This is a genomic window from Liquorilactobacillus sucicola DSM 21376 = JCM 15457, from assembly GCF_000612445.1.
GTDB classification, from domain to species: domain Bacteria; phylum Bacillota; class Bacilli; order Lactobacillales; family Lactobacillaceae; genus Liquorilactobacillus; species Liquorilactobacillus sucicola.
Genome location: NZ_BALC01000003.1, coordinates 196,494 through 211,223 on the forward strand (window position 1 = coordinate 196,494; position 14,730 = coordinate 211,223).

Annotated in this window: 10 protein-coding genes and 1 other annotated feature; of the genes, 7 read left to right on the forward strand and 3 right to left on the reverse strand. The window is 40.6% G+C overall.

Annotated elements, in window-relative coordinates:
- The first annotated feature begins 68 nt into the window (after positions 1–68).
- Together JCM15457_RS12640 and JCM15457_RS12645 are read left to right on the forward strand one after the other, a co-directional pair.
- Entirely contained in the window at positions 69–848 is a 780-nt protein-coding gene (locus JCM15457_RS12640) for an AarF/UbiB family protein (RefSeq protein WP_369384618.1), read from the forward strand.
- On the forward strand, positions 752–1,843 hold the full coding sequence (locus JCM15457_RS12645; RefSeq protein ID WP_369384619.1) for an AarF/UbiB family protein: 1,092 nt from the start codon (positions 752–754) through the stop codon (positions 1,841–1,843). The genes JCM15457_RS12640 and JCM15457_RS12645 overlap by 97 nt, the downstream gene beginning before the upstream one ends.
- Before the next feature lie 383 nt (positions 1,844–2,226).
- Here JCM15457_RS12645 and JCM15457_RS06355 read toward each other — a convergent pair whose 3' ends face one another.
- Together JCM15457_RS06355 and JCM15457_RS06360 are read right to left on the reverse strand one after the other, a co-directional pair.
- Positions 2,227–3,597 (reverse strand): amino acid permease, encoded by a 1,371-nt coding sequence (locus tag JCM15457_RS06355; RefSeq protein WP_034988506.1) that lies wholly within the window; start codon positions 3,595–3,597, stop codon positions 2,227–2,229.
- Positions 3,598–3,704: 107 nt separating this feature from the next.
- Positions 3,705–3,925, reverse strand: a binding site (T-box leader).
- 267 nt (positions 3,926–4,192) lie between these two features.
- Complete coding sequence (locus JCM15457_RS06360) at positions 4,193–6,565, reverse strand: phosphoketolase family protein (RefSeq protein ID WP_034988507.1); 2,373 nt, start codon at positions 6,563–6,565, stop codon at positions 4,193–4,195.
- Positions 6,566–7,151: 586 nt separating this feature from the next.
- Between JCM15457_RS06360 and tkt the strand changes: the two genes are divergently transcribed.
- Genes tkt through aroB form a run of 4 tightly spaced genes read left to right on the forward strand, consistent with a single transcriptional unit; the run spans position 7,152 to position 12,170 of the window.
- Entirely contained in the window at positions 7,152–9,179 is a 2,028-nt protein-coding gene (tkt, locus tag JCM15457_RS06365) for a transketolase (RefSeq protein WP_034988508.1), read from the forward strand.
- 20 nt (positions 9,180–9,199) lie between these two features.
- Positions 9,200–10,057 (forward strand): shikimate dehydrogenase, encoded by an 858-nt coding sequence (gene aroE / locus JCM15457_RS06370; protein WP_034988509.1) that lies wholly within the window; start codon positions 9,200–9,202, stop codon positions 10,055–10,057.
- A gap of 18 nt (positions 10,058–10,075) precedes the next feature.
- Complete coding sequence (aroF, locus tag JCM15457_RS06375) at positions 10,076–11,068, forward strand: 3-deoxy-7-phosphoheptulonate synthase (RefSeq protein WP_034988510.1); 993 nt, start codon at positions 10,076–10,078, stop codon at positions 11,066–11,068.
- A 10-nt stretch (positions 11,069–11,078) separates the two neighbouring features.
- Positions 11,079–12,170: a 3-dehydroquinate synthase gene (aroB, locus tag JCM15457_RS06380; protein ID WP_034988512.1), complete on the forward strand. Its 1,092-nt coding sequence runs from the start codon at positions 11,079–11,081 to the stop codon at positions 12,168–12,170.
- A 52-nt stretch (positions 12,171–12,222) separates the two neighbouring features.
- Here aroB and JCM15457_RS06385 read toward each other — a convergent pair whose 3' ends face one another.
- Positions 12,223–12,948: a GntR family transcriptional regulator gene (locus JCM15457_RS06385; protein WP_034988513.1), complete on the reverse strand. Its 726-nt coding sequence runs from the start codon at positions 12,946–12,948 to the stop codon at positions 12,223–12,225.
- 296 nt (positions 12,949–13,244) lie between these two features.
- On the opposite strand from JCM15457_RS06385, the gene galE reads away from it, so the two are divergent.
- Positions 13,245–14,240 (forward strand): UDP-glucose 4-epimerase GalE, encoded by a 996-nt coding sequence (gene galE / locus JCM15457_RS06390; protein WP_034988514.1) that lies wholly within the window; start codon positions 13,245–13,247, stop codon positions 14,238–14,240.
- Positions 14,241–14,730 lie beyond the last annotated feature (490 nt).

Below are 14,730 nucleotides of genomic sequence, written 5' to 3' on the forward strand. Positions count from 1 at the left end.
TGTGAGTGTTTTTTTAACTAAAAAATGTTATCGTAAGAGAAAGAGTTTAAGGAGAAGCAGGTGTGTGAATGACTGAGAAAAAAGTTGCTGCTGTTTCAAAAAAAGATCGACGTACTCGACTATTAGAAATTATTAAAGTTTTTCAAAAATACGACGTTTTGTTTAATTTTGTCAGGCAGCGGCATCCGCAGAAAGTAAGGACTGCCTTTGAAGAGTTGGGTGTGACATTTATTAAGATCGGACAAATGCTCTCAACGCGTGCGGACCTTGTGTCACCCGAATTCATTGAAGAATTCAAGAAGTTGCAAGATAATGTTACAGTTGATGATTTTACTGTTGTAAAGGAAGCAATCGCAAAGCAGACTGGACATTCAGTGGACGAGCTGTTTAGAAGCTTTTCAGAACAACCGCTTGCATCAGCATCAATTGGTCAAACTCATTTGGCTGAGTTGCCAAACGGAACACAGGTGGCTGTCAAAATTCAGCATAAGAATGTTAAAGAAACGGTTGAAACTGATCTGGCACTCTTTGAACAAGCGTTGACGATCCTGAAATTTGCTCCTGATTCAAGTGTAATTGATATGCGCAAGACACTGTTCGAGATAAAAAGGGCTTTGTTGGATGAAATAGATACAGTGACTGAGGTCAAAAATGGAAACGAATTCTATCGTTTAAACAATGGGCAAGGAATAATTCGCAGCCACGTTTTTACGCAGAGTTGTCAACTCAGGGAATTTTGGTTTCTGAATACATGCCGGGAAAAAGCATTAAAAAATTGCTCAATGAATCTATCAGCCAAGATGACAAGGAACTTGCTCAGAAGCAAAAAGAAGAACGAAGCTTTTTAGCGCAGTCTTTGATTCAGAACTTTATCAAACAAGTTTTTACCGATCATTTTTTTCATGCTGATCCACACCCAGGAAATATTTTATTTACACGCTTAGCCACGGATAATGAAGTTACCCAAGAAAAAGAGATTAGGCAGAAATTTGCTAAGAAAATAGGCAAAACACAGTTTTCTGTTAGCGAAATGAAGCAACTCCCACCGTACCGACTAACGTATCTGGACTTTGGAATGATGGGCCGCTTATCGCCCAATTTGGCTGATGGAATCGCGAATGTCGTAATTGCAATCAATACAAAGGATATGCGCGATATCGGACAGGCGCTGCTCGCAATCTGCGATCGAGCGGAAATTGTCGATGAAGAGGAATTCTATGCTCAATTAGCGGTTTTTTTGACTCCTTATTTACAGAGCGGATTAGGAGACATTGATTTTCCGGCGCTGCTTTTTCGCATGATTCAGTTGTGCCGTGACAATAATTTACGCATTAAGTCCGAAGTAACGCTTTTAATTAAGGCTTTTGGTTTGATAGAGAGCTTAGTTGTTCAGCTTGATCCAGATATTTCAATGCTCGATGTCGCCCGACCATTTGCAAGGGAATATATGGTGCGCAAGTTTAACTTGCAAAATGAAATTGAAAACAGTGCTTATAATTTTTGGAGAGCTTTTGTTGCAACCCCGCAAATTCCAGTTAAAGTGAATAAGTTGCTGGATGTTTTAACACAAGGGCGAGCCCAAGTACGTTTCAATTACAAAAATCAAGAAACACTGTTAAAGAGAATTGAAAGCATGCTAAATAAAGTCGTGACAGCAATTATTTTAGCGGCAACCATTGTAGGGTCTTCTCTATTAGTTCAGGCTAGTTCGGCCCATCCTTTTGTTTATAATCTTGGAGTATGGGGCTATATAATAACATTGGTTGTTGTTGTTCTGATGATCATCAGTAATCTGCATAGGCGTTACAAAGGGTGGCGCAAAAGGAAGCGAGAAAAAAGATAGCTGATGCTTTTTTAAGCTGAGAAAAGAGAGAGGGAAGGCGCAGCAAAGTTTTTCGTCGAGCCATAGCAAAGAACTAGCTATGTTTGCAATTTCAACTCAGTCCTTGATTCTTGCAGTTTCTTTGCTTCTTCTTGTGTCAGAGACTATGGATGCAAGCACTATATGGATAATCCTAACTTTAGTTTTAGCGTAAACAAAAAGAGAGTGGATCAAAGTTAAATTTTAACCCACTCTCTTTTATTTATTCTGTATAAACGTGTTCCAGAATTCAAAATTCTCCGTCCAACTCGAATTATTAAAATTTTATCGATTTATGACTTGTGCCGTACTTAATTGCTTTCACTTACTGCTGCAGCCGTTATAAGCATATACAAAGTGTTTTTTTAAGTTCTTTTGCGTTGAGTCAGCAAGAATATCAGTGAGACGATAAATAAAAAGATAAAACCAATGATAACAGAGATACGCGTTTCCGGATTAACAAACATAAATCCCAATGTAAATAGCAAGGCGATGATCGCAAAGTAATTGCTCAAAGGATAGAGTGGCAGTTTGAATGGATGGTCTGCCATTTTTGCTGCATGAGCTTTTCTGAATCTTATTTGGCTGATAAGGATGATAAACCATGGAACCATACCGGGCAGTACACTTGAACTGTAAACAAGGACAAAAATATTAGAGCTGCCCTTAACAAAATGCGGTAAAAATTCATTAATGATCATTCCAAGAAAGATACCGGCAGAGATAGTAATGACAGGTAATGTTGGAACACCGTGCTTAGAAAGCTTGACAAATTTGTCAGAAATTTCTTTTTTGAGTCCTAGAGTATACAACATGCGGCTAGAACTGAAAATTCCAGAATTACAGCCAGACATCGCAGCTGTAACTAATACAAAATTAATAATGCTGGCAGCCGCGGTAATTCCAACACGAGAGAAAGTTTCAACAAAGGGCGAGCCGACCTGATCTAATTGGTTCCAAGGATAGATTGTAACAATCACAAAAATAGAGCCGATATAGAAGAGAAGAATGCGTGTTACGATTGATTTGATAGATTTGACAACGGTCACTTGAGGATTTTTGGCTTCACCAGCAGTGATTCCAATAACCTCAATTCCTTGATATGAAGCAATTACGATCGAAAGGGCGAAGACGAACCCCTTGAAACCGCCGGTGAAAAAACCGCCATGTGACCAAAGGTTTGAGAAACCAAGTGGGTGCCAATTGTTTCCAAATCCAAGCAAAATAACTAAGGCACCTAAAATCAGCATAAAAATAATAGTAACAACTTTGATCAGGGCAAACCAAAATTCTAGTTCACCATATGCTTTTACCGAAACTAAGTTGGCAATGCAAAGCGTGATCACGATTAACGAGCCGGAGATCCACCCGGGAAGTCCAGGCCACCAATAATTTAAATATTGTCCAACCGCAATTACCTCGCTAATGCCGACTACCAAGTATTGAAAAACATTACTCCATGCGGTCAAGTAACCAGCCAGTGGATGAATATATTCAGTCCCATATTTGGCGAAAGATCCGGTTGAAGGATCAACATAGAGCATTTCTCCTAAAGCACGCATAACGATGTATAAAACCAAGCCTGCTAGGCCGTAAGCCAACAGGACGGAAGGACCAGTCCATTTAATAGTTGCGGAAGACCCCATGAAGAGGCCAACACCGATTGTGCCTCCCAGTGCGATCATTTGCATTTGACGGGACGACAGATCCCTTTTTAAATGTCCTTTGTTTTCCATTTTGATCTCCTTTTTGTTCCCAGTTAGACAGCTTTGTATTTTTCTTAAGCAAAGTTTTTAGGTGTTCTTGTTCAAAATAAAAAGCGCCCCTTGAATATCTAAAATATTCAAGGGGCGCTTTTGGCGCGGTACCACCCAATTTTAATTAATAGAATTAATTACACTCTGATTCAGAATAACGGACATAACCGGCGATATTTTCAACTAAAGAGTTTACTCGTACCACTACTCAAGGGTAGTATATCAAAACACTTTTAACTGCTTTCACCAAACGCAGTCTCTCTTAAAAAAGTTTTATTCAGATATGTGTCCCTCTCGTCGTTTACTTGCTATTGTAATTTATTAATTTTGATAATGCAACCTGAAATACTGTATATTATCAAACCAAGCATGCTATACCCGTACTAATATGTTCTTCAAAGGTATTTAGCTGCTTAAGTACGAACTAATTACAATTAAATTATATTATATTCGTAATTAGCGCTTATTCCGATTTTTGACTTACGGGATAATTTATACGAATAAGTAAGGCTTGAGATTAAGGTATAAATTGTAACCCATTATTTATTGTCAATTCAGTTTTTTTCAGGGTGCGTTATTTTAATTCTTTCCATGTCCAATTTTCAACTTCAGGCAGATCAGTTCCTTCATCACGGATAAACTGATGATGTTTTTCAATAGTGCTATTCATCTCAGCCACGATTTGAGCGTATTTATCAGCAGTTTGTAGGCTTAAAAGTGCCGATTTAACGAGATCAAAACGATCCATCTGATTCAGTACACGCATGTCAAAAGGAGTTGTGATATCACCATTTTCACGATAACCGTGCACATGCAGATTATGGTTATGACGGTCAAAGAAAATATCTCTAATCAAGCCTTCATAGCCATGAAAAGCAAAGATAACTGGTTTGTCTTTCGTAAAGTAGGCATCAAATTCAGCGTCGCTTAGCCCACGCGGATCTAATTTTTGGCTGCGCAGTTTAAGTAGATCAACAATATTGATGAAACGAACTTTAAGTTCAGGTGCTTTTTCATGAAGAATCGAGATAGCCGCCAACGTTTCTAAGTTTGGTTCTGTCCCAGCTGCTGCAAAAATAATATCTGGTTCAGCATTTTGATCCGTGGAAGCCCAATCAATAATCTTAAGACCACGGTCAACTAGTTCTTTAGCTTCAGCAACTGAATAGAATTGTGGACGCGGATGCTTAGAAGAAACGATCAAGTTGATCTTCTGTCGATCATTGAGAACTTTATCAAAAACTGCCAAGAGAGAGTTGGCATCTGCTGGAAGATATTCACGGATAAATTCAGGTTTCTTATCAGCCAAATGTCCTAAAATACCAGGGTCTTGATGTGTATAACCATTGTGATCCTGTTGGAAAACAGTTGATGTTGCCACAACGTTTAAGGAAGGGACATCGCTGCGCCAAGATTGGTCAGTTGCTTTGCGCAACCATTTAAAATGTTGTGTCAGCATTGAATCAACAACGCGTAAGAAAGCTTCATAGCTGGCAAAAATACCATGACGACCAGTCAGAACATAACCTTCAAGCCAACCTTCGGCTTGATGTTCAGAAAGCTGGGAGTCTATTACCCGACCTGCCGGCGCTAAAAATTCGTCATTAGGTTCTTTGATAGTTTCAAGCCATTGACGTTTAGTTGCTTCAAAGATAGGTGCAAGGCGGTTGGACATTGTCTCATCAGGCCCGAACAAACGAAAATTACTGTTTTGAGCATTTTCTTCAAAGACGTCACGCAAATATTTCCCAAGAACAGTCATATCTTGCGCAACTACCTTACCCTTGACAGAGTTATCAACAGCATAGTTGCGATAATCTGGTAAGATGAGGTCCTTGATCAATTTTCCAGGGTTGGTGTGCGGATTAGCAGCCATTCGTTTGGCTCCCTTAGGTGCAATTGCGGCAAGTTCTTCTTTCAAGCTGCCGTCTTCATTGAAAAGCTCCTCAGGGCGATAGCTCTTGAGCCATTCGACAAGGGCATCGGCATGCTGCATGTCATTTTGATCAACAGGAATCGGGATCTGATGTGCACGGAAAGAGTTTTCGATCGGCTCATTATCCCAAAACTTTGGACCGGTCCATCCCTTAGGTGCACGGAAGATGATCATTGGCCACGTAGGTAGTGAGGGATCGTTGTTAGCGCGTGCTTTTTTCTGAATAGCTTTTATCTCTTCGATCGCTTCATCCATTGCTTTAGCCATTACGGGGTGAACTTTAGCAGGATCACTGCCTTCAACAATGATTGGATGCCAACCAAGCCCTTCAAAATACTTCTGCAAATCCGCGTTACTCTGACGCGAGAGCAGCGTTGGATTTGAAATCTTAAAGCCATTCAGATCAAGAATAGGCAAAAGAGCACCATCATTGATTGGGTTAATGAATTTATTTGATTGCCATGAGGTCGCCAACGGGCCTGTCTCGGCTTCGCCATCGCCGACAACTGCGGCGGCGATCAGATCTGGGTTGTCGAAAATCGCACCGGTTGCGTGAGAGATCGAATAGCCTAATTCACCGCCTTCATGAATAGAACCGGGAGTTTCCGGCGCAGCATGAGAAGCAACTCCGCCAGGAAAAGAAAAACGTTTGAAAAGTTTTTTCATGCCTTTTTCGTCTTGTGTTATATCAGAGTATATTTCTGTGTAGCTGCCATCAAGATAGGAGTTGGAAACCATGACCTGTCCACCATGACCAGGACCTTCAACGTAGAACATATTCAGATCGTATTTGTTGATAACTCGGTTCAGATGTGCATAAATGAAATTCTGACCAGCAATTGTGCCCCAATGGCCGATGGGTTTGACTTTAACATCCTTTGCTTCCAAAGGGTGTTTAAGCAAAGGATTGTCTTTTAGGTATAATTGACCAACTGAAATATAATTTGCAGCACGCCAATAAGCATCAAGTTTTTTTAAATATTGTGGTGATGAAAAGTCTTCTGAAGTCATAAAATAAGCTCCTTTATTTAAAATCCAAATTGTGGCAGTTCAACTTATTATTCACCTATAATAATACTGGATTTTAAGCTAAAGTCAACTTTTTAAATTATTGGACCGCTCCAATTATGAAATTTTTTTAAAATGGAATCTAATGAAGAAATTCTTGACTACTATTATTTTTAAAAAAACTTTTCCAAAAAGGTTGACTTTTATAAAACAACCCTTTATGCTCCTTAGTAACAACTTGTTTCTAATTGAATTTTTATTTTTTAGGAGAATCTAATTATGCAAAAATTATTGGCTAAACAAACAAATCGATTTTATTATTACTGGTTTATTCAGTAATGTCGACATCGCATCTGATGTGGACATTACGTTCCGCATTGGATGTGACCAGTAATTTTCGTATGTTGAATATTATTGAAAGTCACATGGATGCAATTTACCAAGCACTGTGTGGCTTTTTTCTAAATCGCAATAGGACTCCTATTTTTATCAGGGATCGATTCTAGTGTGATTCGGAGTGAAGAAGCTCTCACGGTGCAGACCGTGAGAGCTTTTTTCGTTGCCACGAAAGAATCAGGAGGAATAAAAAATGGAAAAAAAGTCGAATGAAAGAGACGAAGTTGCGATAAATAATTTGCGGATGCTTAGTGTTGAGATGGTACAAAGGGCTAATTCAGGACATCCGGGTTTGCCTTTAGGTGCTGCCCCTATGGCATGGGCCTTGTGGAGCCGGCACTTGCGGCTTAATGCTCATGATCCGAAGTGGTTTGATCGTGACCGCTTTGTTTTGTCTGCGGGTCATGGCTCAGCCTTGCTGTATAGTTTGCTGCATTTAAGCGGTTTTGACATCACGATCGACGATCTTAAACACTTTCGACAATTTGGCAGCAAAACGCCCGGCCATCCGGAATATGGTTTGGTTCCAGGGGTGGAAGCAACAACAGGACCGCTAGGCCAAGGATTGGGTATGGCGGTCGGGATGGCGTTAGCAGAAGCACATCTGGCAGAAAAATTTAATAAAAATACTAAGGTAATCGATCATCACACGTATGTCTTAGCAAGTGATGGCGACTTGATGGAAGGAGTTTCACATGAAGCAGCCAGTTTTGCTGGTAACCAAAAATTGGAGAAGCTGATTGTGTTGTATGATTCAAACGATATTTCACTGGATGGGCCGACAAGCCGCTCATTCAAAACGAATGTCAGACAACGCTTTGAGAGTTATGGCTGGGCTACATTTTTGGTTATGGATGGGAACGATGTTGAAGCAATCGACCAAGCAATTATTGCTGCTAAGCAGACAGATAAACCCGCATTGATTGAGGTGAAAACGACGATCGGTTTTGGAACACCCGATGCTGGAACTAATCGTGTTCACGGTAATCCATTAGGAGAGAATAATCTTGCGAAGCTGCGAGAAAATCTGGACTGGACAGCTGATGAATTCACAGTTTTACCAGAGGTCGAAGACTATGCGCAGCAGACGATCATTCAACGAGGTCGAGACGCTGAAAAAAAGTGGAACAAGAAAATTCTGGAATTGCAAAATAACAATCCTGCACTATTAAAGAAGCTAAAAGCGGCAATGGAAGAACAAGCAGCACCAGATGTAACTGATGGCATTGCCAAGTATGATAATGGAGCTGAGGCTTCACGTGATACAAGTCATAAGGTTATTCAGAATATTGCAGCACGGATGGATGAGTTTGTCGGTGGATCGGCTGATTTGGCATCCTCGAATAAGACGACGATCGAAAACAGTTCTCTGATGAGTGCGCAAGATAGAAGCGGACGAAACATTGCCTTTGGAGTCCGAGAATTTGCTCAAGGAACGATGCTAAATGGAATGGCACTTCATGGAGGAATGCGTGTTTTTGGAGGAACCTTCCTTGTCTTCTCCGACTACATGCGTGGGGCAATCAGACTCGCAGCTCTGCAGAAATTGCCGGTAACATACGTTTTTACACATGATTCAATTGCAGTCGGTGAGGACGGCCCGACGCATCAACCCGTAGAGCAGCTGATGAGTCTAAGATCTATTCCCAATGTGGTGGTTTTACGTCCAGCTGATCCTAATGAAACGATTGCTGCTTGGAAACAGGCTGTGACCGCTCTCGATCATCCGACAGCATTGGTTTTGACAAGACAAAAATTACCAGTTTTGCCAGGCTCAAATAAACTGGCTTCAAACGGAGTAGCATGCGGCGGATATGTAATCTCTACACAAAGAGGTTTGCGGCCGGCTGGGATTTTAATAGCGACGGGCTCAGAAGTTCATCTGGCAGTTAAGGTACAGCAGAAATTAGCACAATTAGGGCAAGATGTTAGCGTAGTTTCAATGCCCTCAATGGAGTTGTTTGAAAAGCAATCGACTAAATATCAAGAGCAAGTCCTTCCTTCTGATGTGCGCAGAAGGGTTGCAATTGAAATGGGAACGACCTTAGGCTGGCAGAAATTTGTTGGTTTGGATGGTTCCGTGATTGGGATCGATCATTTCGGAGCGAGCGGTGCAGCAGATGAAGTCCTTGCAGCAAATAACTTCACAGTTGAGCGAATCGTACAGGTCTACCAACAAACGCATTCACGCAACGAAGTCAGATTATCTGTGATTGGGTAGAAGGACTGGAGGAAGGATCAATGGAAATTGATGGGCACACTGAGTTATATGGTTTTATTGCTTATCCTGCTAAGCATAGCCACTCGCCAGCAATGTATAACTGTAGTTTTAGATACTATGATATGAATGCGTGTTACCTTGCCTTTGAAGTCGCACCAGATAAATTAAGTGATGCAGTCTTAGGTATTAAGAGTCTAGGCATCAGAGGGATTAACTTATCAATGCCGTTTAAGAAAGAAATTATTCCATTTCTTGACGGAATCACGCCAGAAGCCCAGCTGGTCAAAGCGGTGAACACGGTAAAAAATGAGAATGGGCGTTTGATTGGTGAAACGACAGATGGAGCAGGACTTTTTGAAGACTTGCAGGCGCACGGCTGGAATCTGAAAGGGAAAAAAGTAACTATTCTCGGCGCTGGGGGGGCCGGACGTTCGATTATTGCAGCGGCATCTAAGTATGGTGTTTCAAAAGTAAATATTTTTAAACGTCCGAATGCCACTTATACCCGTTTGCAGGAATGGGTAGCAGCAGTGGCAGCAAAATCAAAGACTGAGTTTAATGTCTATCCATATAGTGATAGTAAGAGAATGCGAGCTGTCTTGAAACAAAGTGATATTTTGATTAACGCAACGAATGTCGGGATGACAGAGCAGAAGTTGCCATTCGAAGAAGATATGTTGGAAAGCCTCTCAGCCAGACAGCTTGTTTACGATATTATCTACCAACCTGCTGAGACAGTACTTCTAAAAAGGGCAAAGGAGCATGGTTGTCAGGTATGCAATGGTTTTGGAATGCTCTTGTGGCAAGGAGCACTGGCCTTTGAGTTTTGGACAGGTAAAAAAATGCCGGTTGAAGAAGTAAAAAAAATATTATATTAACACAAGGAGGAAACAACTATGATTATCGTTTTTAATAAAAACAAAGCAGAAGAAGGAATTGCAGAATTAAGGAAGAAATTTAACGGGCAAAAACAGATATTTGTTAATAACAATCGTGTCGCTGTTCAAGGAGCAGATGAAAATGAGTTGCCGACCAATATTTTAGAGACAGTTGAAGAAGTCATTACTAATGTGCCAGCGGCGGTCCAAGGAAGTCGGCTATTTCATCCGCAAGATACAGTTATCCATACGCCGCATGCTGTGATTGGCGGGAATGAGTTCGTTATGATGGCCGGCCCTTGCTCAGTTGAGAGTGAAGAACATGTGAAAAAGATGGCTCGGGTCGCTAAGAAGGGTGGTGCGAAGATCGTTCGCGGTGGTGCGTTCAAGCCTCGAACCTCACCTTATTCTTTCCAAGGTTTAGGTGAAGAAGGACTTAAATACTTGCGCGAGGCTGCAGACGAGAACGAAATGGATATGATTACCGAAGTTATGGATGATGAGCATGTTGAAATGGTCGCTAAGTACACGGACATTTTTCAGATAGGCGCGCGCAATATGCAGAATTTTTCACTGCTAAAAACAGTTGGTAAAACGAACATTCCAGTTGCTTTGAAGCGCGGAATGTCTGCGACGATCGATGATTTGCTGAATGCTGCAGAATACATTGCTTCAGAGGGGAACCGGCAGATTATGCTCTTAGAACGAGGTATAAGAACCTTTGATAACAAGTACACACGCAATACTTTCGATTTAGGAGCGGTTCCAGTCTTGCAGAAGCTGACACATTACCCTGTTATAGTTGATCCGAGTCATGCGGTTGGAGAATGGGACCTTGTAACACCTATGGCATTGGCCGGAACAGCTTCAGGAGCGTCCGGGATGATCGTTGAGATCCATGATGAGCCAGACAAGGCGTTATCAGATGGCCCACAAGCATTGAAGCCAAAAACTTACCTAAAAATGGCTCAAAAGGTCTTTGAAGTTCACCAAGTAATAAACAATAAGTAGGTGAAACAAGATGTCAGAAGAAAAAAATGAAATAACACTTAAGAATTATCAAGTGAAGATTCAAGATGGTCTGCTGCAGCATTTAGCGGAATTCATTAAGCCACTATGGCAACCAAAGAAGATCGCAGTGATCACAGATGATAATGTGGGGCCTCTGTATGTTGACAAGGTTGAAGCACAGCTTATTGAAATGGGACATCGTGTTGTTATATTGACTGTTCCTGCTGGTGAAACCAGCAAGTCTTGGGAACAGGTGCAAGTATTGATAGATTCACTGGCACAGAATAACTTTGTACGGTCTGATGGTATCGTCGCTTTAGGTGGTGGAGTTGTCGGCGATTTAGCAGGATTTGTTGCTTCTATCTATATGCGTGGTATTTCGCTGATTCAAATTCCAACATCGTTGTTGGCGCAGGTTGACAGTTCGGTCGGTGGAAAAACTGCGATTGACTTGAATGCTGGTAAAAATATGGTGGGCAGTTTTTACCAGCCAAACTTAGTCTTGATTGATCCCAGTACTATTCAGACACTGCCTAAGCGAATGTTGGTCGAGGGATACGGTGAAATAGTTAAATGTGCAGCCCTTGTCGGTGGTAGTTTTTGGGAGATCGTGCAGAAAGTGCATCAACCTGCGGATATTATTTTGCAAGCTGAGAGTTTAATCCATGCTAGTATTGCATTTAAAGCAAGTGTCGTGATGCGTGATGAAAAGGAAAACGGTTTGCGCAAATTACTGAATTTTGGGCATACCTTGGGACATGCACTAGAGCTGATTGAGGATGGACAGCTTATGCATGGTGAAGCTGTTGCAGTTGGCATGGCATATATAACGGCTGCTTTTGAGAAAAAAGGAATGACTGCAGCCGGAACAACTGCCGAAATAACTGCGCGACTGGCACAAGTGGGGTTACCGCTTGTGGCAAACCAACTTGGATCCGCCGCTTTTTACCGTGCAATGCTTCATGACAAGAAAATCAAGGGTGACCAGATAATTTTGGTGTATATAAAAAAAATCGGAGAACCAGCTTTTTATCCGCTTAAAATCACGGAATTAAAAAAATGGTTTGAACCGATTCTCAACTCTCAAATTGAAGACAATTAATAATAGTAAGACAACCGAGAAGAACGATGGCAAAAGATATAATGTGCCTGTTTTAATTAACAGATACGAAAGTGTTAAATTTTAAGTACTTATAATGAAAACGCATATGCGAGAATTCAAAAGGGGTCCCATTATCTAAAAAAAAGATTCCTTCCATGATACCTGTCGGCTCTTTTTCTGATAATTGCAATAGTTGCTGGTCATGTGGGGTTGAAGGTTCTGCAAAAACTGAAAGAAATGATTTTGTAACCGCTTGGTGGTGTTCTTGCTGAACATAGTTAAAGATTGATCCCTGAATAATATCATGAGATAACTCAGGGATGATTTTAATTGGGATATAACCAGTTTCTATCATGAAGGGCTGTTCGTCAAACAGCCGTAAACGGACTATTTTATAGACGAAGTCATCACTTTTTAAAAAAAGATCTCGCTGCAATTCGCGTGTCGGCTTGGTCACTTCAAAAGAAAGAACCTTAACCTGCGGTTTTTTGCCATCCATCTTGAAATTATCGGTCACACCCAGATTTGAACCTTCTTCATAATTGAAGACAGATTCATTTTTCAAGTATAAGGGGTTAATGAAGGTTCCAGCACCGCGTTTTTTAAAAATAATGCCATCACTTGCCATTCGACCCAAAGCTCTTTTGATAGTACTGCGGCTGACTCCATAAAGCGAACTTAAGGAACGCTCATCAGGCAGTTTCAGTTCAGGATAAGTTCCTGCAAAAATCTTTTGTTTAAGATCAGTAATGATTTGTTTGTAGACCAACTCAGCCATATTTTTTCCCCTTATATCGATTTCTAATCTCTAGTTAACCACAAGAAACTACAAACGACAAGTACTGCTCCCTGAAGTACCGACCGCATATTAATTGTAAATTTTTATTTAATCTAACAAAAAGCTGTCGATAACTGGTAGAATATTAGCGGATAGATTTGTAATCAAAAAATGAATGGAAACTGATTGCGAATGTGTCCGTAAAAAAATTGCTTCTTATTAAACAAAAGCAAACGTACGTAGCAGCTTTAACGGATTGCGAAACCGATGCGTACGCTCCAAGGAGGAAATGCCTAATGGCAGTTTTAGTTTTAGGGGGAGCTGGGTATATCGGCTCCCATACAGTTGATCGTTTGGTTGAAAAGGGTGATGAGGTTGTTGTCGTTGATAGCCTGGTTACGGGACATCGAGCAGCTGTTAATGATAATGCAAAATTCTATCAAGGCGATATTGCTGACAAAACTTTTATGAGAAAAGTCTTTGCGGAAAATCCAGCAATTGATGCAGTTATTCATTTTGCAGCCTTTTCACTTGTCGCAGAGTCAATGAAAAAACCGCTGAAATATTTTGACAATAATACAGCTGGAATGATCAGTTTGTTAGAGGTTATGAATGAAGTCGGGGTCAAACGAATCGTCTTTTCTTCAACGGCTGCAACTTACGGTATTCCTGAGACAATGCCTATTAAAGAAACTGATCCGCAGAAACCAATTAATCCTTATGGTGAAAGCAAGTTGGCAATGGAGAAAATCATGCACTGGACTGACTTAGCTAACGGAATCAAATTCGTTGCACTGCGTTACTTTAATGTTGCAGGTGCAAAACCTGATGGCAGTATTGGAGAAGACCATAACCCTGAGACACATTTGCTGCCGATAGTGCTACAGGTTGCCGCGGGAACCCGCGAAAAGCTACAGATCTTTGGTGATGATTACAATACACCTGATGGCACGAACGTGCGGGATTATGTTCACCCATTTGACCTAGCAGATGCACATATTTTAGCTGTAAACTATTTGCGTGATGGTAACGAAAGCAATGCTTTTAACTTAGGATCTTCAACGGGATTCTCGAATATGGAAATCTTAAAAGCAGCACGTGAAGTCACAGGGAAGCCGATTCCAGCAGTTACGGCACCAAGAAGAGGCGGAGACCCTGACACCTTGATTGCTGCTTCGGATAAGGCACGCAAAGTTTTGGGCTGGAAGCCGGAGTTTGATGACATTCATAAAATCATTGAAACAGCTTGGAAATGGCATCAGACGCATCCCAACGGTTACGCAGATCGCTAAGACTACTGAAAAAATTTTAGTTAGTTATTTTCAATTTTAAATGAATAAAAAGTTGTTACTAAAACATTGAAGATGGGAGTGTGACATAAGTCAATAAATTTGAGCACTAGCTTTAGATAGTGAAATAGCTGATTTTTTGCTATGAGTAATTCTAAGTTAGCCAGATAATTTTGACTTATGGAACATTAGATCAAAGTTAAACTTTTGCCCCAGACTCGTCTTCAGTGTTTTTTTGCGCTCTCATATTAACAAATTTAAATAATGCTGCTAAATTTTAAAAAATATATTCTTAAGTTTATAATTAGTATGTTCTTCTGAAATCCATCAAATAAAGGTTATAGTGTGGAATTAATATTAGTTATTGCGAATTATACCATTTTAAAAAACGAATATTTAAGTTGAAAAAATTTGAAAAAAGGACTAGAATTCGAGGTGAAAAAGAAAACGATTCCACTAATGCCCTATACATACTTGTCTACTGGGCTTGTAA

Bases quoted from the DNA above. Each gene is read 5' to 3' on its own strand.
- JCM15457_RS06385 (WP_034988513.1), bottom strand. From the start codon at position 12,948: ATGGCTGAGTTGGTCTACAAACAAATCATTACTGATCTTAAACAAAAG.
- tkt (WP_034988508.1), top strand. From the start codon at position 7,152: ATGGAAAAAAAGTCGAATGAAAGAGACGAAGTTGCGATAAATAATTTG.
- JCM15457_RS06360 (WP_034988507.1), bottom strand. From the start codon at position 6,565: ATGACTTCAGAAGACTTTTCATCACCACAATATTTAAAAAAACTTGAT.
- aroB (WP_034988512.1), top strand. From the start codon at position 11,079: ATGTCAGAAGAAAAAAATGAAATAACACTTAAGAATTATCAAGTGAAG.
- JCM15457_RS12640 (WP_369384618.1), top strand. From the start codon at position 69: ATGACTGAGAAAAAAGTTGCTGCTGTTTCAAAAAAAGATCGACGTACT.
- aroE (WP_034988509.1), top strand. From the start codon at position 9,200: ATGGAAATTGATGGGCACACTGAGTTATATGGTTTTATTGCTTATCCT.
- aroF (WP_034988510.1), top strand. From the start codon at position 10,076: ATGATTATCGTTTTTAATAAAAACAAAGCAGAAGAAGGAATTGCAGAA.
- galE (WP_034988514.1), top strand. From the start codon at position 13,245: ATGGCAGTTTTAGTTTTAGGGGGAGCTGGGTATATCGGCTCCCATACA.
- JCM15457_RS12645 (WP_369384619.1), top strand. From the start codon at position 752: ATGCCGGGAAAAAGCATTAAAAAATTGCTCAATGAATCTATCAGCCAA.
- JCM15457_RS06355 (WP_034988506.1), bottom strand. From the start codon at position 3,597: ATGGAAAACAAAGGACATTTAAAAAGGGATCTGTCGTCCCGTCAAATG.